The organism is Hymenobacter metallilatus, assembly GCF_003944705.1.
In the GTDB taxonomy this organism is placed as follows: domain Bacteria; phylum Bacteroidota; class Bacteroidia; order Cytophagales; family Hymenobacteraceae; genus Hymenobacter; species Hymenobacter metallilatus.
In genome coordinates, this window is record NZ_RWIS01000012.1 from 74,150 (window position 1) to 100,594 (window position 26,445).

General features: G+C 57.5%; 21 protein-coding genes. 15 read left to right on the plus strand and 6 right to left on the minus strand.

The genetic code is table 11. The features are described from left to right. Positions 1-79: 79 nt before the first annotated feature. Entirely contained in the window at positions 80-928 is an 849-nt protein-coding gene (locus EI290_RS16845; protein WP_125432760.1) for an N-acetylglucosamine kinase, read from the minus strand. A gap of 358 nt (positions 929-1,286) precedes the next feature. Between EI290_RS16845 and EI290_RS16850 the strand changes: the two genes are divergently transcribed. Continuing rightward, complete coding sequence (locus EI290_RS16850; protein ID WP_125432762.1) at positions 1,287-2,378, plus strand: T9SS type A sorting domain-containing protein; 1,092 nt, start codon at positions 1,287-1,289, stop codon at positions 2,376-2,378. A 70-nt stretch (positions 2,379-2,448) separates the two neighbouring features. Here the strand turns inward: EI290_RS16850 and EI290_RS16855 are convergent, their stop codons facing one another. The 3 genes from EI290_RS16855 to EI290_RS16865 form a co-directional block, all read right to left on the minus strand. Continuing rightward, complete coding sequence (locus EI290_RS16855) at positions 2,449-3,525, minus strand: SusE domain-containing protein (RefSeq protein WP_125432764.1); 1,077 nt, start codon at positions 3,523-3,525, stop codon at positions 2,449-2,451. A 90-nt stretch (positions 3,526-3,615) separates the two neighbouring features. After that, complete coding sequence (locus EI290_RS16860) at positions 3,616-5,217, minus strand: RagB/SusD family nutrient uptake outer membrane protein (RefSeq protein WP_125432766.1); 1,602 nt, start codon at positions 5,215-5,217, stop codon at positions 3,616-3,618. Positions 5,218-5,228: 11 nt separating this feature from the next. Then, positions 5,229-8,246 (minus strand): SusC/RagA family TonB-linked outer membrane protein, encoded by a 3,018-nt coding sequence (locus EI290_RS16865; protein WP_125432768.1) that lies wholly within the window; start codon positions 8,244-8,246, stop codon positions 5,229-5,231. 946 nt (positions 8,247-9,192) lie between these two features. On the opposite strand from EI290_RS16865, the gene EI290_RS16870 reads away from it, so the two are divergent. The 14 genes from EI290_RS16870 to phhA all read left to right on the plus strand — a co-directional run bounded on the left by EI290_RS16870 (position 9,193) and on the right by phhA (position 24,610). Next, positions 9,193-10,614, plus strand: a complete 1,422-nt coding sequence (locus tag EI290_RS16870) for an alpha/beta hydrolase-fold protein (protein WP_125432770.1) — start codon at positions 9,193-9,195, stop codon at positions 10,612-10,614. 280 nt (positions 10,615-10,894) lie between these two features. Further along, the gene (locus EI290_RS16875; RefSeq protein WP_125432772.1) at positions 10,895-12,310 is read left to right on the plus strand and encodes an anthranilate synthase component I family protein; all 1,416 of its coding nucleotides are present in this window, start codon (positions 10,895-10,897) and stop codon (positions 12,308-12,310) included. Positions 12,311-12,451: 141 nt separating this feature from the next. Beyond that, the gene (locus EI290_RS16880; RefSeq protein ID WP_125432774.1) at positions 12,452-13,042 is read left to right on the plus strand and encodes an anthranilate synthase component II; all 591 of its coding nucleotides are present in this window, start codon (positions 12,452-12,454) and stop codon (positions 13,040-13,042) included. Between the two features lie 182 nt (positions 13,043-13,224). Continuing rightward, positions 13,225-14,217, plus strand: a complete 993-nt coding sequence (gene trpD, locus EI290_RS16885; RefSeq protein WP_125432776.1) for an anthranilate phosphoribosyltransferase — start codon at positions 13,225-13,227, stop codon at positions 14,215-14,217. A gap of 194 nt (positions 14,218-14,411) precedes the next feature. Beyond that, a complete protein-coding gene (trpC, locus tag EI290_RS16890) occupies positions 14,412-15,224 on the plus strand; it encodes an indole-3-glycerol phosphate synthase TrpC (RefSeq protein ID WP_125432778.1) in 813 nt (270 codons plus the stop codon). A 147-nt stretch (positions 15,225-15,371) separates the two neighbouring features. Then, positions 15,372-16,049 (plus strand): phosphoribosylanthranilate isomerase, encoded by a 678-nt coding sequence (locus EI290_RS16895; RefSeq protein ID WP_125432780.1) that lies wholly within the window; start codon positions 15,372-15,374, stop codon positions 16,047-16,049. A gap of 22 nt (positions 16,050-16,071) precedes the next feature. After that, positions 16,072-16,980 (plus strand): ABC transporter substrate-binding protein, encoded by a 909-nt coding sequence (locus tag EI290_RS16900; RefSeq protein WP_125432782.1) that lies wholly within the window; start codon positions 16,072-16,074, stop codon positions 16,978-16,980. A gap of 83 nt (positions 16,981-17,063) precedes the next feature. Then, positions 17,064-18,260: a tryptophan synthase subunit beta gene (gene trpB / locus EI290_RS16905; RefSeq protein ID WP_125432784.1), complete on the plus strand. Its 1,197-nt coding sequence runs from the start codon at positions 17,064-17,066 to the stop codon at positions 18,258-18,260. A gap of 144 nt (positions 18,261-18,404) precedes the next feature. Next, positions 18,405-19,187, plus strand: coding sequence for a tryptophan synthase subunit alpha (gene trpA / locus EI290_RS16910; protein ID WP_125432786.1), 783 nt, complete (start codon positions 18,405-18,407; stop codon positions 19,185-19,187). A gap of 105 nt (positions 19,188-19,292) precedes the next feature. Then, entirely contained in the window at positions 19,293-20,306 is a 1,014-nt protein-coding gene (aroF, locus tag EI290_RS16915; RefSeq protein WP_125432788.1) for a 3-deoxy-7-phosphoheptulonate synthase, read from the plus strand. Between the two features lie 194 nt (positions 20,307-20,500). Beyond that, positions 20,501-21,841, plus strand: a complete 1,341-nt coding sequence (locus tag EI290_RS16920) for a helix-turn-helix domain-containing protein (RefSeq protein WP_125432790.1) — start codon at positions 20,501-20,503, stop codon at positions 21,839-21,841. A gap of 151 nt (positions 21,842-21,992) precedes the next feature. Further along, positions 21,993-22,379 carry a hypothetical protein gene (locus EI290_RS16925; RefSeq protein ID WP_125432792.1) on the plus strand — a complete coding sequence of 129 codons (387 nt, stop codon included), beginning with the start codon at positions 21,993-21,995 and terminating at the stop codon, positions 22,377-22,379. Positions 22,380-22,859: 480 nt separating this feature from the next. Continuing rightward, positions 22,860-23,594, plus strand: coding sequence for a phenylalanine 4-monooxygenase (locus tag EI290_RS16930; RefSeq protein WP_246008985.1), 735 nt, complete (start codon positions 22,860-22,862; stop codon positions 23,592-23,594). 260 nt (positions 23,595-23,854) lie between these two features. After that, positions 23,855-24,610 carry a phenylalanine 4-monooxygenase gene (phhA, locus tag EI290_RS16935; protein ID WP_125432794.1) on the plus strand — a complete coding sequence of 252 codons (756 nt, stop codon included), beginning with the start codon at positions 23,855-23,857 and terminating at the stop codon, positions 24,608-24,610. Between the two features lie 200 nt (positions 24,611-24,810). Here the strand turns inward: phhA and EI290_RS16940 are convergent, their stop codons facing one another. Both EI290_RS16940 and EI290_RS16945 read right to left on the minus strand, forming a co-directional pair. Continuing rightward, the gene (locus tag EI290_RS16940) at positions 24,811-25,296 is read right to left on the minus strand and encodes an Mpo1 family 2-hydroxy fatty acid dioxygenase (protein WP_125432796.1); all 486 of its coding nucleotides are present in this window, start codon (positions 25,294-25,296) and stop codon (positions 24,811-24,813) included. 215 nt (positions 25,297-25,511) lie between these two features. Continuing rightward, positions 25,512-26,375 (minus strand): dienelactone hydrolase family protein, encoded by an 864-nt coding sequence (locus tag EI290_RS16945; protein ID WP_185817048.1) that lies wholly within the window; start codon positions 26,373-26,375, stop codon positions 25,512-25,514. Positions 26,376-26,445: the final 70 nt, after the last annotated feature.

Consider the following 26,445-nt stretch of genomic DNA (forward strand, 5'->3'; position numbering starts at 1 on the left):
GGCCTAGTACCCGCAAGGGATACAACAAAAAACCCCGCAACAGCTGTTGCGGGGTTTTTTGTTGTATCCCTTGCGGGTACTAGGACCCTTCGTGGTAGGAAACAAGGTCGTCGATGGGGGAGCGGATGATTTTGCCGACTTCCATGCCATTTTCGTGCGCCACCTGCGTGAGAGCATCCCGAAAATTATAGCCCACCGACCCAATGCAGTTGAACGTGTAGTTCTGGTAGTTGGGGTAGTGGGTTACCAGGTTGCGGAAGAAGGCCTGGAAGCTCTCTACCACCAGCTGGCGGCAGTAGCTGCTGTTGTTGTGGTCGTAGGCAAACTTGGCAAAACTGGCCAGGTACCGGTTGGGCAGGGGCTGGTTGTAGAGGCGGTCCAGCACGTCCTCCCGGGTACCGGCTTTATAATCGTCGCGCATGGCCTCCAGTAGTTCGGCGGGCATCTGCCCGCGCAGGTAGTCACGCAGGAGCATTTTGCCCAGATACGCGCCGCTACCCTCGTCGCCCAGAAAATAGGCCAGAGAATCTACGTTATGAATGATTTTCTCACCATCGTAGAGGCAGGAGTTGGTACCCGTACCCAGTATAGCCGCAAAGCCAGCTGAGTGTCCTAGCAGGGCGCGGGCGGCGGCCAGCAAATCCTCCGTAATTTCTACCCGTGTTGCATTGGGAAATACCTCCCGCATGGCGGCAGCAATTACCTCCGCCTTTTCTGGTCCCGAAACCCCGGCCCCGTAGAAGTATACGCCCTGCACATCAGCCCGTGGCAGGTCGTCGGGGAGGTTTTTGTCCATCGATGCCACAATACCGGGCGTATCAATGAAATACGGGTTGTAGCCTTCGGTATTGAAATACACGCGCTGCCCGGTATCGGTCAGTTGGCACCAGTTGGTTTTGGTGGAGCCGCCGTCGGCAATCAAAATCATATCAAACAGAAAAAGATGAAGGAAAAAAACTGCTACCACCCGCCCCTAGAGCCAGTCGATGTGCAAGTTCGCACTTATGAAGAGCGAAACACGGAAAAGATTTTGGCACAAAAAAATGCGGCTGCTCATCAGAACACCGCTGAAAACATGCCTCAACCAACAAATTCCCGGTGAATTCAAGCGGATATTCGCTAAAATAGAATCATCCGCTGAACAGTTGTGAGTAAGTACTTAATAAGCTATTGGCCATAAACCACTTCCCTGCGTACATTCAGCAACAGCTTGGTGAAGGATGACAGCCACCTGATAAGTGGCCCGCAACCTCACCGGCCATTATTCATCTTAACTTTTTTACCGTATGAAGAAACAGCTTACTCTCGCCGCATTTGCTTTGGCCGCTGCGGCCAGCCTGCCTGCCCAGGCACAATTTACCGTCGACGGTACCGCATCGGCCACGGAAATCGGTACCGGTATCGGGAAATACCAGTTGGCATCTTCCTACACTGGCACCCATTCCGATGCGGACCGGGGCATTAAGGCACTGTACGTGGGCTACACAGCCACCACGCTCAATCTGATGCTGGTAGGCTCCGGCGAAGCGGCTACCTCCGGGCCTTACAAAGCGTTTGTAATGTACCTGAACGTGCCGGGCCGGACGGGCGTAGCCGCCGGCACCCAGCTACCTGGCAGTGGCGACGGTTTCTCGCCTCTCAAGCACAAGCCTACCATGGATATGGAAGTGGACTTTGGCCTGCGCGTATCCATCGGGCCTGGTGCCGGCGACGTATATTTCAGCCGGGCCAGCTACGTAGGCACTGCCCCCAACGATACGTACCTGGGGCAGGGCAGTAAGACGGGTGGCGTAGTTACGGCCGCTGCTTCCACTGATTTCTCGGGAGCCAAGCTCGCCTACAACAACACCCCCAGCCTGGCGGCCAACACTACCAATACCGGCTGGGAAGTGGAGATTCCGCTGTCGGTGCTTGGTACGCTTACTTCCCCGGTTACGGTAGGCTCCCGCGTCGATTTGTTTGCGGCCTATACCGACGGTGACGGGGTATTTACCTCCGACGTAATTCCTCCCATCAGTGGCCAAACCACTGCTTTGGGTGCCGACCCCAACTTCCGCAACATTGCTGGTACGCAGGCCTTGGCTTACGTGGTAGGAACTGGTGTGCTGGCCAACCGGGAGGTAGCAGAGGCGCTGCGGTTTGCTGTATATCCCAACCCCAGCGCAGGCAATGCCCAGGTAACGTATCTGGTACCTTCGGGCCAGCAAAACGTGTCGCTGGAAGTATTCAACTCGCTGGGGCAGCGCGTGCAGAGCCTGGCACTCGGCCGCCGGAGCGGAGCACAAGTACAGCCTCTGCCTACCCTGAAAGCCGGTTCCTACTTCGTGAAGCTACAGGTAGGCGACCAGGTTACGGCCGGACAGCTTGCTGTATACTAGCGCCCATATCTGGGGCATAAAAAAGGGTCCGGCACTTGTGCCGGACCCTTTTTTATGAAGCTAGGTGCTGTTACTTCACCGAGTAAGCGTAGTTACCGGGCTTGCTCAAATCAAGCGTTACAGTATAGGTGCCAGCCGTTGTGATGGGCAAGTTGTCTCCACCGTAATCCAGAACACCGTCCGGAGCTACTTTGGGAGTAGCGCCATTGAAACCATCACCGAAGTTGATGGTCCAGTCACTGTTAGCACGGAATTTAATTTCACCAACCGTCAGGGCTACCCGGGCGCTCCATACGCCGGTAGTAGCATCGTAGGTAAGCGGAGTATCCGAATTCCAGCCATTGGGCGTAGCCGAGCCAATAACACCCCAGGTAGTTTTCGTAGCTGACCAGGTGAGGGCACCTACATCCGCCTTGAGCAGGTAATAGCCAGTAGTTGGCACCGTAAGGTTGCCGGCGCCTCCATCGGTGGAAAGCTTGCCACCGTTGCCATTGCCGTAGTTAGTGCCACTCCAGGCTGGTACAGAAGTGAATTTGAATTCGGGCGAGGCTGCTCCGAAGTTCACGTACCCTTCGTACAGTTGGTTGTTGTTGCTGTTGAAAGCGCCTACCGTGGGAGCAGTAGCAGGGTTCCAGCCCTGATGGTTACCCGGCACGTAGAGCGAAGGATAGTTGATGACAACCTTGTACGGCGTAACCTTCATGTTGATTGGAGCCGAGAAAGGAGCATTCACCTTCGAGCTCAGCACCGTTTTCACGCGCACAACCACGTCGCTGCTGGTGCCGGTAGTAGGCAGACCCAGTTGCAGCAGCAGTGCGTTGAGCTCAGCGCCGGTAAAGGTTTTGCTGGTAGCAGTTCCTACGTTTACTTCCTGCATTTTCGAACTGGTAAAATTGCCAGCTTTTGTATCGAACTGCAGTACGTAGGAGGGAGCAGATGCGTACCCGTAGGAAGCAGGTGCCCAGCTAATGGTGGTAACGTTGGAAGCGGCGTTGGCATCGTTCAGCATCAGTGTGCTGGCCGTAGTAGCAACCGTAGTGGTACCGCTTTGCTGCAGCGTAACCTGGTCACCCTCCTTTTCGCAGGAAGTGAGCAGTACGGCAGTAGTCAGGCAAAGCCCGGAAACGCGAGTAAGCCAGTGTGACATATTGGGAATGTAATGAGGTGGGGTTGATGGGATTCTGCGAAACTGAACCGGAAACCAAGGATGCTGGGTTCCGGTTCAGTTTTCAGCAGATTAATAACCAGCGTTTTGCTGCAGGTTGGGATTAGCCGTCAAATCCGTAGTCGGAATGGGGAAGAGAGCCCGCGTAGCCGGTACATCGGCACCTACACGCACCCCGCCTTTGAAAGGCCAGTTGTAGCCCGTGGTGTATTTACCAAAGCGGATCAGGTCGGTCCGGCGGTGGCCTTCCCAGTACAGCTCACGGCCCCGCTCGTCCAGAATCAGGTTCAGATTCAGGTCGGCGGCAGTAATGTTGCCTGAGGTGTTGCCGTAGGCCCGCTGACGCAGCGCATTAATGTAGCCCAGGGCCGTGGTAGTGCTACCACCAGTGCCCCCGCGTACTACTGCTTCAGCGTACATCAGCTGCACGTCGGCCAGGCGGAACATGGGGAAGTCGGTGTCCGGGAACGTAGGGTTGGAACCCGGCGCGTTCGTAGAGGACACGTTCTTGAACTTGGTAATAGCGTAACCGTCAGTAAAGGTGGGCAGGTCGTTGATTTCCAACGTCTGACCAGCCGTGTAGAACATGGCACGCTTGTCGGGGCTGGTGCCCGTAGCAGCGTTGGGGAATAGGTTCACCAGGTTTTTCTTGGTACGGGTACCACCCCAGCCGCCGTCGATACCGAAATCGGTAGCCGACATAGAGCCGCCTACTGCCGCGTGGATGATGAACGTCATGCCCCCATAAGATTTGGTATGCACACCATCAAAACGCACCGGGAAAATGATTTCCGAAGCAGCTACGGAGCTGTTATCCGCTTTGAACAGGTTGGCGTAGTTCGGCGTGAGCGTGTAGCCGGCGTTCAGAACTTTGTTGGCGTAGGTAATGGCGTCGGTGTTGTGGTTCGAACCATTGTATACGTTGGAGTTCAGGTAGAGCTTGGTGAGCAGGGTCCAGGCAGCAGCCTGGTCGGCCCGGCCAAACTCATTGGTGCGGGGCGCGGCCAGGTCTCCTTCAATGGCTTTCAGCTCGCTCTCGATGTAGTTGAACAGGGCGGCACGCTCAATACGCTGCGGTTTGTCTTTGCCCACCGTGAATGTTTCCGTGGCAAAAGGTACGTTGCCGAACATGTCCAGCGCGTGGTAATAGCTCAGGGCGCGCAGGAACCGAGCTTCAGCACGGTACTGCTTTACATTGGTTTGCTCGGCGCTGCTGTAGCCATAGTCGCCTAGTTTGGCATCCGTAGTCTGACGCACAAACTCGTTGCAGAGCGAAATCTGGTAAAAGATCCGGTCGTACATGGCCCGCACAAACTCGTTGTTGGCGTTCCAGGTCAGCTTGTTATAGTCGGGCAGGTTACCATCGGCCCAGCCCAGAATAGCTTCGTCGGTGGTAATCTCCTGCGCCATCCAGTACTGACGGATGTAGTTGGAGAAACCCTCGTCGATACCGGAAATATCCGGCTGGCCAGCCGGACCCGTCTGGCCGCTAACGGCCAGGGTGGCGTACAAACGGGCCAGCACTTCTTTCACGCGGGCCGGATCCTTGTACACGTTGTCTGTTGTCAACTCGTAGGAAGGCGTTTGATCCAGGTCCTTAATGCACGAGCTGAACGGGAGCAGGCTAACCGCAAACAGGGCAGTAGCCAGGGTGCGAGTGAATTTGTTTTTCATGGGGTGGGATGTTAGAAGCCGATGTTCAGACCGAGCGTAATGGTGCGCGGGCGCGGATAAATGTTGTTATCAAGGCCACTGAACACTTCCGGATCAAGGCCTTTGTATTTGGTAATCACAAACAGGTTTTGAGCTGCCAGTGACAAACGCAGATTAGCCTTGTCGTTGTAGATGTTACCGAAGTTGTAGCCCAGCGTCAGGTTTTCCATGCGCAAGAACGAAGCGTTTTCCACATAGTAATCCGAGAAGTACTGTGCGGTCGTGAAGCCCGTCGTGAGGAAGTCACGGTTCAGGTTGCTGATAACCCCGTTGGAGCCACCGGCCGGGAAAAAGGCCTGCGAACGAACGTTGTTATACACGTAGTTGCCGATGTTGGAGCGCAAAGTGAAGGCTAAGCTAGCCTTGCCGTAGGACAGATTAGAACCGAAACCAAAGCTTGCCGTAGGAGTCCGGGACTTATACCGATACAAGTCTTTTGAGTCAACAGTTCCGTCGCCGTTACGGTCAACATATACTCCTTCAAGCGGCTTACCATCAGTGCCATATACCTGCTGGTACACGTAGTAGCTGAAGGGCGTATAGCCTACCGTGTTGATCTGAACCCGGTTGCCGACCCCGCCGGCAATAGCATCCCCAGTCAAGTCACCCACGTACTCGGGGTTAGAAGAGTTGCTGAGCTGGGTAATTTTGATGCGGTACGCCGTCATGTTGGCGTTCAGCGTCCAATTAAATTTCTCCGAGCGGGCCACGTCTACGTTCAGCGAAGCTTCTACCCCCTTGTTCTCCAGTGAGCCGACGTTGGTGGTCAGTACGTTGGACAAGTTGGACAGCGCTGGCAGAGGTACGGTATTCAGCAGGTCAGTGGTTTTCCGCTGGTACACATCCACGGCACCGTAGAGGCGGCCATCGAGGAAACCGTAGTCCAAACCGGCGTTAAAGGTTTCCGTCGTTTCCCACTTAATGTTCTCGTCGTAGGCTGCAGCACGTAGCGTATTGGAGAAGTTGCCACCAATCTGGTACTGGGCCGTGTTTTCGGAGTAAGTGTAGCGAGCCAGGTAGGGGTATAGGTCCCCGATATCCTGCTGACCAGTCTGTCCGTAGCCCAGACGCAGTTTCAACTCGGAAATGGCGGTGCTGTTTTTCAGGAAATCCTCACCCTTGATCCGCCAGGCTGCCGAAGCCGAAGGGAAGTAACCCCAGCGGTTATCCTCGGAGAAGCGGGAAGAGCCGTCGGCCCGGAATGTAGCCGTCAGCAGGTACTTGTCGTTGATGTTATAGTTGGCCCGGCCGAAGAACGAAACCAGCACGTAACGCGGGTCCCGGTAGTTCTCATTATTCAGCAGCGACGACGCGGCCGTCAGGATAGTGCCATCGGCCAGATTATCCGAGAAAACGTAGTTCTTGTCGCGGAAGCTCTGGTAAGAATGACCTGCTATCAGGTTAAAGCGGCCAATGCCCAGCTGACGGTCGTAGGCAAGATAAGCCTCCATCAGCTTGTTGACTTTGTCCTGAGCGTACTGGTTGTTGAGGCCACCCCGATAGGTAACGCCATTCACCTGCACCTGCCGGAAATAGTCAGAAGCGGCGTAGTCGGGCACGAATACCGTACCACGGCCTTGCTGCAGGTCGGCACCCAAGTTCAGGTTAGCCCGCAGACCTTCCAGGAAGGGCAGCTTGTAATCCAGCTGGATGTTACCCAAACCCCGCTTCACGGTGCTCCGGTCGCGGCGCTGGTTGATGAGGCCCAGCGGGTTCCGAACACCCAGGGTATTTAGCTGACCCGAGCCGTCGGTAGCCAGCACTTCGGTGTAGCCACCGAACGGGCTGTTATTAAATACCGGCAGCGTAGGGTTGGCGTTGGCCGCGGAGCCAATGGCACCCTGCCCCGAGAAGTTGTTATCAACCCAGGAGCCCTTCACGTTCACATCCACCTTCAGGTTGCCGTTCAGCAGTACCGGGGTCAGGCTCAGCGAAGAGGTGTAGCGCTTCAGGTCGTTTTTAAGCAGCAGACCTTCCTGATCCAAGTACCCACCCGACAGGCGGTACGGAACAGCGCCAATAGAGCCGGTTAAGCTCACGTTGTTATCAGTCGTTTGGGCAGTGCGGTAAATCTCGCGCTGCCAGTCGGTGCTGGAGTTGCCTAGCAGGGCTTTCTGGCTGGCATTACCGATACCATTTACCACGGCACGGAACTCAGAGCCGTTCAGCACGTCCACGTAGTCACGGGCTTCCGACACCGAATTCTGCGAGCTTACGTTTACGCTGAACTTGTCGCCCTGCAGGCCCTTTTTGGTAGTTACCAGAATAACACCGTTCGAGGCACGCGAGCCGTAAATTGCCGTCGACGAGGCGTCTTTCAGCACGGTTACACTCTCAATATCGTTGGGGTTAATCAACGAGAGCGGGTTGGAGGTACCCGACAGGCCCCGGTTATCTACCGGCACCCCGTCGATAACCACCAGCGGGTCGTTAGAGGCGTTCAGCGAAGCACCACCCCGGATACGGATATTGGAGCCAGCGCCAGGAGCACCACTATTGGTGGTAATCTGCAGGCCCGCCACCTTGCCCTGCACCAGCTGCTCGGGGTTGGTAATCTGGCCCTGTACGAATTGCTTGGTTGATACCTGCTCCACGGCGCCGGTTACATCCTGCTTGCGCTGGGTACCGTAGCCGATAACCACGGCCTCGTTCAGCAGCGTGGTGTTTTCCGACAGGGTGAGGTTACTTACGGCCGTGTTCTGGCCGGCCGTTACCGAAATGCTCTGGCGCTGCGTGGTGTAGCCCACAAACGACATAACCAGGGTGTGCGGTCCGGAAGGAACATTCTGAATAGAGAAGGAACCATCGGAATTAGTGGAGCCACCCAGGTTGGTGCCCTCAATAATAACGGTTACGCCAGGCATGCCTTCGCCTTTCTCGTCCAGCACGCGGCCGCTTACCGTTCCAATTCCCTGCGCGTATGCGCTGCTCACGCTTACACCTGCGCAGAGAAGGGGCAGCGCCAGTTTCGCTAGATAGGGGTGTTTCATTGAAAAAGAGTTAGGGGGTTGAAATGGATTTTTCCGGACAAACCGGAGTGGGAATTCAGTGGTCCTAAGCAACGGGAAACAAGCAACGTGCTGGGTGAGTAACCCATTCTACACTACCAGCCTCAGCCGAGTTCAACATCACCAAATCATGAAGAAACACCGCAAGTTAAAGGGTTCGGTTGTACAAATACAATGGATAGAAACCCCGAAGTCGGTTTCGTTATAATTGGACTTTGCGACGGAAGGGTGGAAGCAGGACGAAGTAAGGTTCGTTTTGCGCCCCCTGACCACCTCGAAATGCGCTGCCAGAGAGTACAGGTAGAGGGGTATATTAGTACCTGAGGTTGTAAACGGGCACTTCCGGGTGGTTGCAAAAAGGGGCGCCTGAATTGATAATTGGTAATGCTATATTGATAGGTTAGGGCGTGCTTCCCTCGGTTGTTATATGTATTTCGGTAAATCTGCAGTTTCCGGTAAAGCTGATGCAATTGATAGTGTGTTGATGTGGTAGGAGCCGAAATGAAGTAAATCAGGCTGTTTTTGGAGGGGTTAGAATCAGTTGACAGTAGGATAAGGATTAAGGAGCCATGCAAATACAACAACAGCTGGCATCAATAAAGTATCGGGAATAGTGGAAGCAAATGGTCAATGGGGTGTGTGTCTTTTTGTATATATTTTAGGGATAAGTTACCATCGTTGAGCGGCTCGGCAACGTGCTGGGAGGTGGGGTAAAAAAGTTCCTGCTGGCTGCATTCTGTGAGGGCTTACTTACCTCCTCGTAGGCAAAACCGCTCTTCCTTTTTTCTGAATTTTCCCGGAAAAATACAGGTTGACTTTATCCGATAATCGGACCCGCGGCTCCAGAGCGCGGGCAAATGCCAACCGACGGCAGTACACTACCCAAAATGTTGGTAGCTTGCTGTATTCTTTCCTCCTGGTGTTCTTTATGAAATGCGTATTGCTCGGCTGCATGGCGGCCCTGATGTGTGCCAACGTGCAGGCACAAACCACCTTCCGTCTGACAGCTGTGCCGGCTGCTACCCCGGCCGTGGCCACCTTGTATATGGCCGGCTCGTTCAACAACTGGAACCCCGGCAATGCCCCACATGCGCTTACCAAAGCAGCCGATGGCAGCTACCAGCTCACGTTGCCGGCTTCCGTGACTGGTACGGTAGAATTTAAGTTTACCCGGGGCTCCTGGGCAACAGTAGAGTCGGACGCTCAGAATAACGACATCAGCAACCGGAGCTATACTATTGGCAGCGGTCCGGCCACAGTAAACCTGCAGGTGCTGAACTGGAAAGACCTAGGTGGGGGTGGAAATACCTGCCAGAGCACGGCTCTACAGCCCAACGTGAGTATTATGAGCACGGCCTTTCAGATGCCGCAGCTGGGGCGTACGCGCCGCATCTGGGTGTATTTGCCCAACGACTACGCTACGGCTCCGGCCAAGCGCTACCCGGTACTGTATATGCACGATGGGCAGAACGTGTTTGACGCCTGCACCAGCTTTTCGGGCGAGTGGGGCGTGGATGAAACCCTGAGCCAGCTGCAACAGCAGGGGCTGGATGCCACCGGCTCCATTGTGGTGGCCGTGGACAACGGCGGCAGTGAGCGGCTGAATGAACTCTCGCCCTGGAACAATCCCCAGTACGGGGGTGGGCAGGGCGACCAGTACGTGGACTTTATGGTGCAGACGCTCAAGCCCTACATCGACCAGACTTACCGCACCCTCACCGGGCGGGAGTTTACTGGTATTGCGGGCAGCAGCATGGGCGGGCTCATTTCAACCTACGCAGCCCTGAAATATCCGCAGGTATACAGCAAAGTGGGGGTATTTTCACCAGCCTACTGGTTTGCCCAGCAGCCGCTGTTTCAGTACGTGCGGCAGCACCCGGCCAACCCGGCCACCCGGTTTTACTTCGTGAGCGGCACCCAGGAAAGCCAATCCATGGTGCCCCTCATGCAGGCCATGCGCGACTCGCTGGCCCGGGGCGGGGTACCGGCGGCCAACCTGAGCCTGAGCACCCCCACCGACGGGCAGCACGCCGAGTGGTTCTGGAAGCGGGAATTTTCGGCCGCGTACCAGTGGCTGAGCCGGCCGGCCGTACCCACCGGCACCCGCAAAGCCGTAGAGCTGGCGTTCAGCGCCTACCCCAACCCGGCCAAAGACCGGCTGACCCTGCAGCTGCCCTCCGATGCCCGCGACGCCCGCGTGGAAGTGCTGGACCAGAGTGGCCGGGTAGTACTAAAGGAAAAGCTGAAAGCCGGCGGTTTCCTGAACGTAGGGGGCTTAGCCAAGGGCCTGTACCAGCTGCGGGTGACTACCGGCAAGCAGCAGGGTACGCAGGCCTTCATCAAGGAATAGCCAGGCCAAGCGGCTGATAAAAAATTTGGGGCTTTTCTTGCGCCCTACCGAACCCGGTGTACATTTGCACCGTTCAACGCCCAATTTCTTTTCTGGCAATGACTGTTTCGATGAACCTGCAAGCGTGGTGGTGGCCCTACGGAAACTCCGGACGGGACAGCCTGTGCGTGCAGTAAGGTCATCTGATTAACCTTTCTTCGCAACGACGCAAAAGCCCGGCCGCCCGCCGGGCTTTTTTTATGGCCCGGCGCTGGCTTTCACCTCCACAACCAGCTGCCTTATGCAAACCTTTCAGCTTTCTACCCGCCATCTGCGCGTTCTGGCCGATACCGTGACGCCCGTGGGCCTCTACCTGCGCCTGCGCGACCGGTACCCCAACTGTCTGCTGCTGGAAAGCTCCGACTACCACGGGCAGCAGAATGCTTTCAGCTACCTGGCGTTTGATCCGCTGGCCCGCTTCGAGCTGCGCGGGCGGGACCTGACCCTTACGCTACCCGACGATACCACTCACGAGGAGCAGCTGGACAGCCCCCGGCAGGCCCTGGAGCGGCTGCAGGAGTTTGCCGCCAGCTTCCAGACCGAGGACACCGGCCACGAGTTTATCACGGGCGGTTTGTTCGGGTACCTGGGCTATGAGGCCGTGCAGGCTTTTGAGGACCTCACGCTGAACCCGGCCAAACAGCCGGTGGGGGAGGTGCCGGATATGCTGTACTGCACCTACCGCTACGTTATTGCCATCAACCATTTCCGTAACGAGCTGTACGTATTTGAGCACACGCTGGCCGGCGAGGCAGTGGATGAAAGCGGCCTGACGCGGCTGGTAAACCTGATCCGTAACCCCTCGCTGCCTGATTTTAAGTTCCGGACGGTGGGGGAGGAGCGCACCAACCAAACCGACGAGGAGTTTCTGCGGGTGCTGGCCCAGGGGCAGGAGCACTGCCGGCGCGGCAACGTATTTCAGATTGTGCTTTCCCGCCGCTTCCAGCAGGGGTTTTCGGGCGACGAGTTTAATGTGTACCGCGCCCTGCGCTCCATCAACCCCTCGCCGTATCTGTTCTACTTCGATTACGGCTCATTCAAGATTTTCGGCTCCTCGCCCGAAACGCAGCTGCTCATCAAAAACCGTCAGGCCAGCCTGTACCCCATTGCCGGCACGTTCCGGCGCACCGGCCACGATGCCGAGGATGCCGCCCTGGCCCAGAAGCTGGCCGACGACCCCAAGGAAAACGCCGAGCACGTAATGCTGGTAGATCTGGCCCGCAACGACCTGGCCCGGCACGGCGACCAGGTGGAGGTGAAGGTATTCCGCGAAATCCAGTACTACTCCCATGTCATTCATCTGGTGAGCGAGGTGACGGCCCGCCTCACGCCCACGGCCAGTCCCTTGCAGGTGGTGGCCGATACCTTCCCGGCCGGAACGCTTTCGGGGGCGCCCAAGCACCGCGCCATGCAGCTGATTGATGAGCTGGAACCTACGGCCCGGGGCTACTACGGCGGCGCCATTGGCTACCTGGGCTTCAACGGCGACTTTAACCACGCCATCATGATTCGCTCGTTCCTGAGCACGGCCGGGCAGCTGTACTTCCAGGCCGGGGCCGGCGTAGTAGCCGCCTCCGATATCCACTCCGAACTCAACGAAGTACACCACAAGCTGGCGGCCCTGCGCAAAGCCCTGCAGGAAGCGGAACAAGTGTAGAGAAGGTACTGGTTGGTAGTTGTTAGTTGCTGGTTGATAGTGTCGTCCTGACAACCAGCAACGAACAACCAACAACCAGCAACTAGCAACCAACAACTACCAACCAACAACTACCAACCAGCAACCAACAATTGCCATCCAATGAATATTCTGGTTCTTGACAATTACGACTCCTTTACTTACAACCTCGTGCAGGTGCTGCGGGAGCTGGGGCACACCGACAATGTTACTGTAATCCGGAACGATAAGCTGGCGCTGGAAGAGGTAGCGGCCTATGACGCGGTGCTACTTTCCCCCGGCCCTGGACTGCCTGCCGAAGCAGGCCTGATGCCAGAAATTATCCGGCATTTTGCATCCAGTAAGCGTATACTGGGCGTATGTCTGGGTCACCAGGGGCTGGCCGAGAGTTTCGGGGGGGAGCTGTACAACCTGCCCGATGTGCTGCACGGGCTGGCCACGGAAGCCCACGTAGTAGCTGCCGATAAGCTGTTTGAGGGGTTGCCGGATACGTTTCGGGTAGGACGCTACCACTCCTGGAGTGTACGGCCCGAGTCGGTACCGGCCGCGGTAGAAGTAACTGCCGTAGATGATAACGGACAGGTACTGGCCTTCCGGCATCGGGAATACGATGTGCGGGGAGTGCAGTTTCATCCGGAATCTATTCTGACGGAACACGGCCACCGGATGCTGCAGAACTGGCTGAGCGACCCCACCCCAACCCGCACCGCTTGATGCGCGGAATCCAAAAGAGAGGGGCTTAGGATAGCACCACAACGACACACATTCCTCATTTACCTGCTTGACCTCACCGGCTCTCTACAACCTGATTCGTTGTGAAAGTAACTTAAGCCCACCCCGCTTGATGCGCGGCATCTTTTGGGTTGGGGTGGGGGTGGGGTCAATCGTCTGTAATCGTGAAACAGATTTTAAATCAATTGTTTGAGCAGCAGCTGTTAACCCACGCCGAGGCCCGGGAAGCCATGCTGCGCATCGGGCAAGGTGAAGCCAATGCCGCCGAAATGGCCGCTTTCATGAGTGTGTACCGGATGCGGCCGATATCGGTGCCGGAACTGGCCGGCTTCCGCGAGGCGCTGCTGAGCCTGAGCCGCAACCCCGGGCTGGGCACGCACGACACCGTAGATATTGTGGGTACCGGCGGCGACGGCAAAGACACGCTCAATATCAGTACGCTGGCGTGCTTTGTGGTGGCTGGGGCCGGGTATAAAGTAACCAAGCACGGCAATATCGGCGTGTCGTCGGTGTGCGGCTCCTCGGATGTGCTGGCGCAGTTGGGCGTGGAGTTTGGAGTGGGCAACGATGTGCTGCAGCGGCAGCTGGAGCGAGCCGGTATCTGCTTTTTGCACGCGCCGGCCTTCCACCCGGCTATGCGCCACGCCGGACCGGTGCGTCGGGAGTTGGGCGTGCGTACTTTCTTCAACATTTTGGGGCCGCTTGTCAACCCGGCCCGCCCCAACTTTCAGGTAGCGGGCACTTTCAGTCTGGAGCTGCTGCGCCTTTACCACTATCTGCTCCAGCAGACTACCATGCGCTACACCGTGGTACACGCCCTGGATGGGTACGACGAGTTGTCGCTGACGGCCGCTGCCAAGCTGGCCAACCAGGCCGGAGAGCGGGTGGTAGCAGCCTCCGATTTGGGCCTGACCGCCACCCGCCCCGAAGAGTTGGCCGGGGGCCGTACCCCCCAGGAGTCGGCGCAGCTGTTTGTGGCAGTACTGGAAGGCCACGCCACCCGGGCCCAGCGCGACGTGGTAACGGCCAATGCCGCCCTGGCCATCAACTGCCTGGAACCCACCTTCACTTTTGCCGACAGTCTGGCTGCCGCCCGCGAGTCGCTCGATTCCGGCCGGGCCCGGCGGGCGCTACAGGAACTGGTGGCCGCCATCTGAAGTCAGTAAACAACGAGTCCTGTCGTCCTGAGCATTCCGCGAATCAAGCGGCGACAAAGGGCTTTATAACAATCAGAACGACCCTTGTTGCTACGCTTCGTGCGGACTGCATCTGGTCCTTCGCTCCGCTCAGGATGACATACGATTTTCAAAACAGCTACTAGCCAATAACCAGTAGCTAACAGCTCAAAAAAATGACCATTCTCGATACCATCATTGCCCACAAGCGCCAGGAAGTAGCCACGCGCCAGAGCCTAGTGCCGGTGAAGCTGCTGGAAAAAAGCCTCTATATGCCGGCTCAGCCGTTGAGCCTGCGCCGCTACCTGCTACGCGACGACCTCAGCGGCATCATTGCCGAATTCAAGCGCAAATCCCCCAGCAAGGGCATCATTAACGCCCACGCGCCGGTGGAGCGCACCACGCTGGGCTACATGCAAGCCGGAGCCTCGGCCCTGTCGGTACTAACGGATACCGAGTTTTTCGGCGGTAAAAATGAGGACCTGACCACGGCCCGGCGCTTTAATTTCTGCCCTATTCTGCGCAAGGATTTCGTGGTGGATGAGTACCAGGTTATCGAGGCCAAGAGTCTGGGGGCCGATGCCGTGCTGCTGATTGCGGCCGTGCTCAGCGGGGAAGAAGTGTTGCGCCTGGGCCGCCTGGCCAAAAGCCTGGGCCTGGAGGTGCTGCTGGAAATACACAATGCCGAGGAGTTGGATAAGACCCTGCACCCCGACGCCGTGAGCCTGGTGGGCGTGAACAACCGCAACCTTCACGACTTTTCCGTGAGCTTGGACACTTCCGGGGAGCTGGCCCAGCGCATTCCTGATGAGTACGTGAAGGTGACCGAAAGTGGCCTGAGCACTGCCGCCGACATCGAAGCCCTGCGCGCCGTAGGCTACCGTGGCTTCCTGATGGGTGAAACCTTCATGCGCCACTCCCGGCCCGAAAAAGCCTGCGCCGCGCTGGTGCAGCAGCTCCGCGCCACTGAGGCGGTAACGTTGTTGTAAGGGCCGAAAAACCATTCCCAGCCTCTCTTTTGAAAGAAAAGGGTGGGGGTGGCTGGCCGCCGTTAGAACAACTGCTAGCTCTGGTATCTCACTCTAAAAATCAACTACCCCCTCCCTTCCAAGAAGGAAAGCTAGCACTAGCCCACCATGTCCATCAAACCCCACCACACGCCTTATCTTAAAGTCTGCGGAATGGCCGATGCCGACAGCCTGCAAGCGGTGGCGGCCCTGCAGCCCGATTTTCTGGGATTTATCTTCTATCCGCAGTCGAAACGGTACGTGGGGGGCCGGCTACCGGCTGCTGCCGTACGGGCTCTGCCGGCGGCCATCCGGCGGGTAGGCGTGTTTGTAGATGAGCAGCCCGCTGCTGTGCTGGACAACGTGCAGGAATACGGCCTGGATGTGGTACAGCTGCACGGCCAGGAGTCGGCGGATGTTTGCCTGGCCTTGCGCATGACCGGGGTGGCTGTAATAAAAGCCTTTGCCGTAGGCGAAGAGTTTGATTTCACCCGGCTTGAGCCGTACGTGGGCTGCGTAGACTACTTCCTGTTCGACGCGGCCGGGGCTCAGCCCGGGGGCAATGGCACGGCTTTCCGTTGGGAGCTGTTGCAGGGGTACACCCTGCCGGTGCCCTACTTTCTGGCCGGTGGTATCGGGCCCGAACACGCTGTGGCCCTGCCCGGCCTGTCTTTGCCCGGCCTGTTTGCCCTGGACCTGAACAGCCGTTTCGAAACGGCGCCCGGTGTAAAAGACGCCGGGCAGCTCGGCCGGTTTTTCAGGGCGCTAAACCCCAAGAACCAAGAATCATATACAGATGGATTGTAGCCATGACAGTCACCCGGAAGCTATGAGCGACATAAAAATTGCGCTGGACTGGACGATAAACACCAACCACACGGGGTTTGTAGTGGCCCAGCAGCTGGGCTGGTATACGCAGCATGGCCTTAAGGTGGAGCTCCTGACGCCGGAGGCCGACAACTACGCCGTAACCCCGGCCAAAAAGGTGGAGCTGGGGCAGGCTGACTTTGCCCTTTGCCCGCTTGAAAGTATCATCAGCTACCGTACCAAGCACCAGCCGTTCGATGCCATTGCCGTGGCCGCTCTGCTGACGGAAGATCTGAGCAGCATTGTAACGCTCATGCGCCCGGATATTCAGTCGCCCAAGGACCTGGCAGGGAAAATATACGCCTCTTATCAGGCCCGCTACGAGGACCGGATAGTGGAGAAAATGCTGGAGAATGACGGCGCTGCCGGCCGGCTGACTATCACTTACCCGGAAAAGCTGGGTATCTGGAACACGCTGCTGCAGCAACAGGCCGATGCCACCTGGATTTTCGACAACTGGGAAGGCGTGCAGGCCAGGCAGCAGGGCCTGGCTCTGACCCGCTTCCGCCTGGCTGACTATGGGATTCCCTACGGCTATTCGCCCGTCATCATGGCCTCGCAAAAGCGGATGCTGGCCCACGCAGACACGTACCGGAAGTTTCTGCGGGTATCCGGGCAGGGGTTTATGTACGCCAAAGACAACCCGGAAGAGGCCGCGGCACTGCTGCAAAAGGTAGTACCAGCCGCCGACCGGAACGCAGCCTTTCTGCTCGAAAGCCAGAAGGTTACGGCCGGCTATTACGGCAGCGCCGCCAGCTGGGGCCACATGAGCCCCGCCAAGGTGCAGCGGTATCTGGACTGGCTGGCCGAAACCGGGCTGGAATCCCGCAAGCTGCCACTGTCAGACGTTATGACGAACAGCTTGTTATAAGGATACATTTTCGCTGAGGTCCGCACAGCATCTGCTGTGTGAATCTCAGCGCAACCTTCACCGAACCTCAGCGAAAAACCCAGATGATACCAACCTACCAACAGCCCACAGAGCGCGGCTACTACGGCCAGTTCGGGGGCGCGTTTATTCCCGAAATGCTGTATCCCAATGTGGAGGAGCTGCGGCAGCAGTACCTGGACATTCTGGCCGACCCCGGATTTCAGCAGGAATACCAGCAACTGCTGCGCGACTACGTGGGCCGACCCACGCCGCTGTTTGAGGCCAAACGCCTGTCGGCCAAATATAACACCCGTATTTACCTCAAGCGCGAGGACCTCTGCCACACCGGGGCCCACAAGGTGAACAATACCGTGGGGCAGATTTTGCTGGCCAAGCGCCTGGGCAAAACGCGCATCATTGCCGAAACCGGCGCCGGGCAGCATGGCGTGGCCACGGCCACGGTGTGCGCCCTCATGGGTATGCAGTGCATTGTTTATATGGGTGAGGTGGATATGGAGCGCCAAAAGCCCAATGTATACCGTATGCGCCTGCTGGGAGCTGAGGTGCGGGCGGCCATGAGCGGCAGCCGCACCCTCAAAGACGCTACCAACGAGGCCATCCGTGACTGGATCAGCAACCCCGTCGATACGCATTACATCATCGGCTCGGTGGTAGGGCCGCACCCGTACCCCGATTTGGTGGCGCGCCTGCAGGCCGTTATCAGTGAGGAGATGCGCAAGCAGCTGCTGGCGAAAACCGGCTCCGAGCTGCCCCAGTACGTGGTGGCCTGCGTGGGCGGCGGCTCCAATGCAGCCGGCGCGTTCTACCACTTCCTGGAAGAGCCTTCCGTACAGCTAGTGGCCGTGGAAGCGGCCGGACATGGTGTGCATTCGGGCCACTCGGCCGCCACGTCGGTGCTGGGTACGCCGGGCATCATCCACGGCAGCCGCACGCTGCTCATGCAGGATGAGGACGGGCAGATTACCGAGCCGTATTCTATTTCCGCCGGCCTCGACTACCCCGGTATCGGGCCGCTACACGCTTTCCTGGCCGATTCCAAGCGGGCCCGCTTTATCAGCATTGAAGACGAAGCGGCCCTGAAAGCCGTGGCCGAATGCAGCCGCCTCGAAGGCATCATTCCGGCCCTGGAAACCGCCCACGCCCTGGCTGCCCTCGACCAGCTCGGTGCCGGCCCCGACGATGTGGTGGTCATCAACCTTTCCGGCCGCGGCGACAAGGACCTGGAAACCTACATCAAGTACGCTGACGCTATTATGTAAGGCAATGGCATTGTCATGCTTGATCTGGCGTCCGCTTGTCGAAGCATCTCTACCTCTGGCTAATTTCTACTTGTAGACAAAGCGGTAGAGATGCTTCGACTGCGGCTCCGCCTTCGCTCAGCATGACAGACAATATCACGTGACATGACCAACCGAATCAAAGACGCCTTCGATAAAAAGCAGAAAAACCTGCTGAACATCTACTTCACCGCCGGCTACCCGCGCCTGCACGATACGGTACCCATCCTCAAGGCATTATCCGCTGCTGGGGCCGACCTTATCGAAATCGGGATGCCGTTTTCGGACCCGCTGGCCGACGGGCCGGTGATTCAGCAGAGCAGTACCGTGGCCCTGGCCAACGGCATGAACCTGCGGGTGCTGTTCGAGCAGCTACGCGGCATCCGCCAGGATGTGCCCGAGACGCCGATTCTGCTGATGGGCTACCTCAACCCGGTGATGCAGTTCGGGGTAGATAACTTCTGCCGGGAGGCCGCCGCGGCCGGTGCTGATGGCATCATCCTGCCCGATTTGCCCCTGGATGACTACGTGGAGCAGTACCAGGACATCTTCCGCCGCCACAACCTGCGGCCGGTGTTCCTCATTACCCCGCAAACTGCCCCGGAGCGTATCCGCCGCATCGATGAGCTGACGGATTCGTTCCTGTACCTGGTTTCGGGGCCCGGCACTACGGGCGGGGCCAATACCCAGGCTGAGGGCGTACAGGAAGCCTATTTCCAGCGCATTGAGGCCATGCACCTGCGCAACCCCCGCCTCATCGGCTTCGGCATTTCCGACCGGGCCTCCTTCCAACGCGCCTGTCAGTATGCCGAAGGTGCCATCATCGGCTCCGCGCTGATACGCGCCCTGGATGGTGTGGACGACGCTCCGGCGGCGGCTTCGCAGTTTGTTTCTTCTGTACTCAAATAAAGTTTCCCGCAGAGGACGCAGAGGTTTCCGCAGAGGACGCGGAGGTCGTTCTTCTGCGCCCTCTGCGGAAACCTCTGCGTCCTCTGCGGGAACCAACGCCAGAACATGATTATCCAACTCGACCCCCACATCACCGAAGCCGCCAAGCAAACCATTGAAGCCCGGATTCAGGAGCTGAAATACAAGGCCACGGAGGTGAAAACCCAACGCGCCCACTACCTGGTGGCCATTGGCAAAACCGAGGTAGACCTGCGCAGTATAGGTCAGCTGCCCGGTATCCTCGATATCCACCGCGTTTCCGACGACTACAAGCTGGTGAGCCGCAAGTGGCGCGTGCGCCCCACGGTGCTCGACCTTGGTGACGGGGTGCGCATTGGGGAGGGTAGCCTTACGCTGGCCGCCGGCCCGTGCAGCATTGAGAGCGAAAAGCAGATGGAGCTGATTATGCAGCACCTCGTGGACAACGACGTGCGCATCATGCGCGGGGGCGTGTTCAAGCCCCGCTCGTCGCCTTATGCCTTCCGCGGGCTGGGCATGGAAGGCCTGAAGGATTTCCACCGCATGGCCCGGCAGCGGGGCATCAAGATTGTGACGGAGGTCATGCAGGTGTCGCAGGTGGAGGAGATGCACGACTACGTGGACGTGTTTCAGGTGGGCGCGCGCAACACCCAGAACTTCAACCTGCTCGATGCCCTGGGCGGTGTAGACAAGCCCGTGATGATCAAGCGCGGCATTTCCGGTACCATTGAGGAGCTGCTGTCGTCGGCGGAGTACGTGTTTTCGGGCGGCAACGAGAAGCTGATTCTTTGCGAGCGGGGCATCCGCACCTTTGAGACGGCCTCACGCAATACCCTGGATTTGAATGCCGTACCCATCTTGAAGGAGAAGACCCACCTGCCCGTCATCGTGGACCCCTCGCATGGCATCGGCATTCGGGAGTACGTGCCCACCATGGCCCTGGCCGGCGTCATGGCCGGGGCCGATGGCATCATCTATGAAGCCCACGAGAAGCCCGAAGAAGCTGCCTCCGACGGCGCCCAGACCTTGAACTTCCAGGAGTCAGAGCGCCTGATCCGCAACCTGCGCCGGGTGTACAAGCTGCGCCAGGAGCTGGAGTAGAAGGTAAACTAAAAGCTAGTTCCCCTCCTTGGAAAGGAGGGGTTAGGGGTGGTTGATGAACGCTGGAACGATGCTAGAGCTAGTTCTAAAAACCGTTCTAACGCAAGGTCAACTACCCCTAGCCCCTCCTTTCCAAGGAGGGGAACTAGCTTTTTGAACATAGTAAAAGTCCGATCCACTATTACCTTGCCAATATGTTCTTCGGCTTCAACATCTATAGCGGCCTGCTGCTGCCGTTTTTCCTGCAAGGCATTATCGTGGCGGCCGTGCTATGGGCGCGGCGGCGGCGCGAAGACGCGGCGGCCGATGGCTGGCTGGCGTTGCTGCTCTTGCTGTTTGCCTCGCGGCTGGCGCAATGGATGCTGGGCTTTGCCGGCTGGTACGACTCCCACGACGCCCGTAGCACGTTCATGTTCTATTGGCCATTCAGCAACTGGCTGGCAGTTGGGCCGGTGCTGTACTTTTATTTTCGCAGCATTACCAACCATGAGTTTCGGTTGGAGCCGCGGGACTGGAGGCACTTTGCGCCGGCGCTGGCTGTGGTGGCGTGGCACGGAGTGGTATTTGCCTACGACATTGGCTGGTGGCATGGGCTGCAAGGACGGCCGCTGCCTGCTCACTTCGGCACGAAGGGCCCCTTGGCCGCCTGGGCCGATTATCAACCCATCGGGCTGCTGGCCGATACGTTGGGCTACCTCTCGGTGCTGGTTTACGCGGTGCACACCCTGCGGGCCTACCGCGCCTACGCCCGCTACCTCAACGACAATTTCTCCGATACCGAGCAGCTCCGGTTTCGATGGCTGCGCAATGTGCTGGTGGCCGTGGTGGTGGGCACCAGCGTCACGCTGGTATTCGGCCTGATTAACATCTTCGTTGCGCCCCTCAACTACGTGCAGAACTGGTATGACTACCTGTTCACCGGCCTTTTGATCTATTACCTCAGTATCTCGGGGCTGCTGACAGGCTACCGCCTTGCCGCCTTGCGCTTCCAGCCCGCCCCAGCGCCGGCCACTTTTGGCCCGGCTACTTTCGCCCCCGATATTACTGCCCACCCGCTTCAGGTAGTGGTTGGGCAGGCAACAGCCCTCGAGGCTGGAACGGCAGATGCGCCAGTGCCTCCCCCGGTAGCCACCGACCTCCACACCGACGCCCTGCCTGTGGAAACATTGGCTGATCCTGTACTGGAACCCGACGGAGAAGTGGTTCGCTGGACTACCCGCCTGCTCGCACACATGCACACAGCCCGTCCGTATCTGGAACCCGAACTAACGCTGGGCGAACTGGCGGCTCAACTGCGTACCAACACCTCCTGGCTGTCGAAGGTCATTAATACGGGTTGCGGCCAGAATTTCAACGACTTTATTAACGAATACCGGGTGCGGGAGGCCGAGCGTCGTCTACGTGACCCGCAGTTTCGTCATTACACACTGCTGGCAGTAGCGTTGGAGGCGGGATTTAACTCTAAATCTACCTTTAACCGCGTATTCAAGAAGCTACGGGGTCAGACGCCCAGCGAGGCTGCCCGCCAGGAATAGTGCCGCCCGGTGCCAGAATTGCGCTTGCCTCGTCGGTGGCATTGGGGGAGTGCCAAACGATAAGTTGAGGCGTGCCAGCCCGTAAATTGAGGCGTTTCGAATTATAGGGGGCTGTTTCTTTGAAGCATCATTCACTTCAAGCCCCCATACCATGTTTGCTTTCCTGTTTCATCGTCCGGCTGCGGCTGTCACTTGCCTCACCTGTCTGCTTGTTGCTACCGCCTGCTGGGCGGGAATCACTTCCAATCTGTTCATTGAGCCGGGCAAACAGTTTGCGCTGGGCGGCGGGCAGTTAGGAGGCTTCCGGGTGGAAGCCCGTAACGTTGGCAAAGTACCCATCGAAATCAAAGAGCGTCCCCGGGGAGGCGGTATTTTCGGCAAAGCTACCCTGGCACCTGGAGCCCGGGGTACTATACGGTTTATGGCGGGCTCTACTGCCTTGCTGCTTAATCCTTCTGCCCAGCAAGCTAATGTGTACCTCAAAGTCACCGGCGACACAAACCTGAGTATGACGTATGAACCCAACGGAAAGCTGTAACCTGCTGGTGGTAAGTCATTAGCGGTTCTGCCTGAAACACCTTTTTAACTCAGGTAACAGGCTGCACAATCTAGAGACACTTGCTTCCTGATGCAGCTATATAACAATGTGTTTGCTTAACTAGTGTATTTATATCGTGTATGTTTTTTAGAGGGGCCTAGGTTGATTTAAAACATATTTTATGTGATAATGCCCCCATGATTAAGAGGGGGTATTGTTAAATATTGAATGGTATAGTTAAAATTGGCCTTAAAAAATTAAGGTATGATGAATAGTTGAATATTCCGTAAGTGTTCTATATTTGTATCATCATGCTTAGCAACTCCGCGAAATGCTTCTACCTGATTAATCGTCCCGTCCAGGACGGGGTAGGGCTCTTTTGCGGTCATGGAAGCTAGTTGTTACGCAGATGCTTCTCCTCTGAAACCACACAAGAGCCCGCTTCCGACAAGGAAACGGGCTTTTTTTCTGCCTGATTATATGGAACAGCAACACTACGACCGGTACACTACCCAGGATCAGCTGGTTTGGAAGGTATTGTTCGACCGCCAAACGGCTTTGCTGCATAAACGTGCCTGCACGGCCTTCGGGAAAGGGCTGGGCGCTGTAGGGTTTCACCGGAACGCTATTCCTAATTTTGAAGAAGTAAGCCAACGCCTGTATAAGGCTACCGGCTGGCAGCTGGAGCCGGTACGGGGTATGCTTAACGATGCCGATTTCTTTGGTTTACTGGCGCAGCGCAAGTTCCCGGCTACCGTCTGGATTCGTTCCATGGCACAGTTCGACTTCATTGAGGAGCCCGATTTGTTTCACGGCGTATTCGGCCATGCTCCGTTGCTGATGGACAGCGCCTTTGCGGACTTCCTGCATTTCCTGGGGCAGGTGGCCGCCCAGCACCTTGATGATGCCGTGGCCCTGGCCCGGCTGGAGCGCCTGTATGGCTTTACGGTGCAGTTTGGGCTGGTAGAGGAGCACGGCCAGACGCGCATGTACGGAGCCGGCCTGCTCTCCTCATCGGGCGAAATTCACCACTGCATCGGCGACGTCTCGCGGCGCTTTCCCTTTGATCTGGCCACTGTGCTGCACACGCCCTATAGTGAGGCGCACCTGCAGGAACAGTACTTTGTGCTCAACAGCTGGGAGCAGCTCACCGAAAGCGTAGCCGAACTGGCGGCGCTGCTGTCGAGCGGCTGGGAGTTGGAGCCGGTTGAGTAAACCGTCATTCCTCGCTCCGCTAGGAATGACGTTCTTTCATTATTCCGAAATCCAAAAACTCGTTTACCTTTGCCCTACATGCTGCTCACGTCCCGCTATTATTACGCTGCTACCTATTACGCTCCCCTCCGGAGTGGAGCGGCCGTGGCGTACGCGAGGAACTGAGCTTAGCACTTCACCCTCCCCAGCGTCTTTTCAAGCCTGCTTCCGCTTCCTGCGGAGGCAGGCTTTTTCTTTTTCCACTTTTTTCTGATTTTGATATGCAGTCTGTTCCTGCTCCCGTTGCTCCCGTTGCTCTGCCGCTGCTCACGCAGGTATATGCCGATTACACCCCCGCCGACCAGCACGTGTGGCAACTACTCTTCGACCGGCAGATGACCCTGCTACCCGGTCGCGCCGCCGATGCCTTTCTGGAAGGTGTGCGCCGCGTCGGTTTCACTCGCGACGCTATTCCTGACTTTCGGGAGGTGAACCCGCGCCTGCGGGAGCTAACGGGTTGGGAGTTGGTGGTAGTGCCGGGCATCGTGGACGACGCTGTGTTTTTCCAGCTACTAGCCGACCGCAAATTCCCCGCTACTACTTGGCTGCGCACCCTGGAGCAGCTCGATTACCTGGAGGAGCCCGACATGTTCCATGACGTATTCGGTCACGTGCCGTTGCTGACGGATGCCAGGTTTGCCGGCTTTCTGCAGGCGCTGGGCGCGGCAGCAGTGCACCACGGCCAGCGCTGGCCCGGCACCCTGGAGCAGTTTACGCGCCTGTACTGGTTCACGGCCGAGTTTGGGCTGGTGCAGCAGCCCGATGGCCTGCGCATCTACGGGGCCGGCTTGCTGTCCTCGCACGGTGAGGTGAAATTCAGCCTCAGCGAAGCGCCTACCCGCCTGCCTTTCAGCCTCGATGGCGTGCTGGGTACGCCTTTTGAGAAAGACAAATTTCAGGACCTCTACTTCGTGCTGCATGATATGCAGCAACTCCCGGAAAGCCTGGCGCAGCTACAGGCCCGGCTGCTGGAGTAGGTTTTAGGGGATGAGGTGATGGACAAGCTTGAACGTCATGCAGAGGCGTAGCCGAAGCATCTCGCGTGCTGACTTTGCTTCATATGGCCCAGCGTTTAAACCCTGGGCTACGAAGCGGTTATCGTTCAACGATTTAACAACAGTAGCACGCGAGATTCCTCGCAGGCTCTGCATGACGTTCTAGTTCATCCAATAAACTATCAATACCGCCAGCCGAGGCGGCGGTACACGAAATGCAGCAGCCACAGCGGCCCGATCAGCAAAAACTGCAGGTCTTTCAGAAACGACGGTTTTTTGCCTTCTACCTGATGGCCCCAGAACTGTCCCACCCAGGCCAGCACAAACACAATGACGCACACGGCCCATAGCGGCAGCGCCGCCTGCGCCTGTACTACCCGCAGAGCCAGGGCCATGGCCAGCCACACCAGCACCATGCCCACCGCCAGCCGCCCCGACAAGCGCACGTAATACACCACAGCCAGTACCATTACCAGCGTGGCCCAGTTCAGCCATGGGCTAACGGCCCGCACCGCCGCCGGTACCGGAACCGACCACAGCAGCCCCAAAATCGAAAACATAATCAGCGGCACGCACACCCAGTGTACCAGCTTATTGGTGGGGTTCTGGTGACTTTCGGCATACTCGTTCAGCAGCCGCTGAACCGGGGAAACAAGAGCGGTGGACATGGCAGCAGCGTTAGTGGGAGCCAATAAGGTAATAGATTCCCGGCAGTCTGAAAAGTCAGAAAGGGGTGTAGAGGCGCAAAGCGCCGCGTTTCTGTAACCGTTGGTACCGACACGAAAAAAAGGCTGCCCATGCAGTGGGCAGCCTTTTTTGTATCTGGGCCGAAGGATGCCCAAGTGAATCCGTGCACCCCGTAAAATCGGGTTGCGTCCGTGCTTTATTTCAGTTTCAGGTTTTTCTTGATGTAGGCTACCGAGGCGGCGTGGGCATCGTCGGCGAAAGGCTTGTTGTACTTGGGATTAGAGGGGTTGGCGAAGGCGTGGTCGGCGTCGTAGGTTTTTACCGTCAGGTCTTTTTTAGCCGCGGCCATGTCCTTGCGGAACTGGTCAACAACTTCCTGATTAATCCATTTATCCTGCTTGGCGAATACGAACAGCACGCTGGTGTTCAAGGTCTTGAGCTTGGCTACGTCTTTCTCGGGCATTCCATAGTAAGCCACGCAGGCTTTGGCCTTGGAGCCAGCCAGCAGGGCCGTCTGAATGCTCCAGCCGCCGCCGAAGCACCAGCCGATGCTGGCAATCTGGGCGTTGGGACCGGCGTATTGCAGGGCTCCTTTGATGATGGCCTGAGCCCGCTCGGTTTTCACGCCCTGCATCAGCTTGCCGGCCTGGTCGGCGTCGGTGGCTACCTGTCCATCGTAGAGGTCGAGGGCAATGACATTGACGCCGGGTAACTCTTTGGCGAAGCGGGCCGCTTCCTGTTTGATGTAATCATTCAGGCCCCACCACTCATGAATAACCAGGAGATACTTATCCGATTTGGTGTTGCTTTTGATTTCGAAAGCTTTACCGGTCTGCCCGTCGGTGGTCTTGAATTCAATCATGCTGCCTTCACCAGCATACGTAAAAGGCAACGGGGCATCGTGGCCACCCGAAAAATCTTCGTTGGAAGCCAGCATGGCGAATACTTCAGTAGCGTTCTGACCAGCAGCGGGCTTGGTGCAGCAGCTCATCGAAGTCTGGGCCGAAGCCACGGAAAGTACGCTCAGCAGCGCGGCACACAAAGTCCAGAGTTTTTTCATGGAGGTAGAGAGGGGAAAAAAATGAAGCATTCCAGTAGTAGTCGTGTACCTACACACATACTGCTGGAAT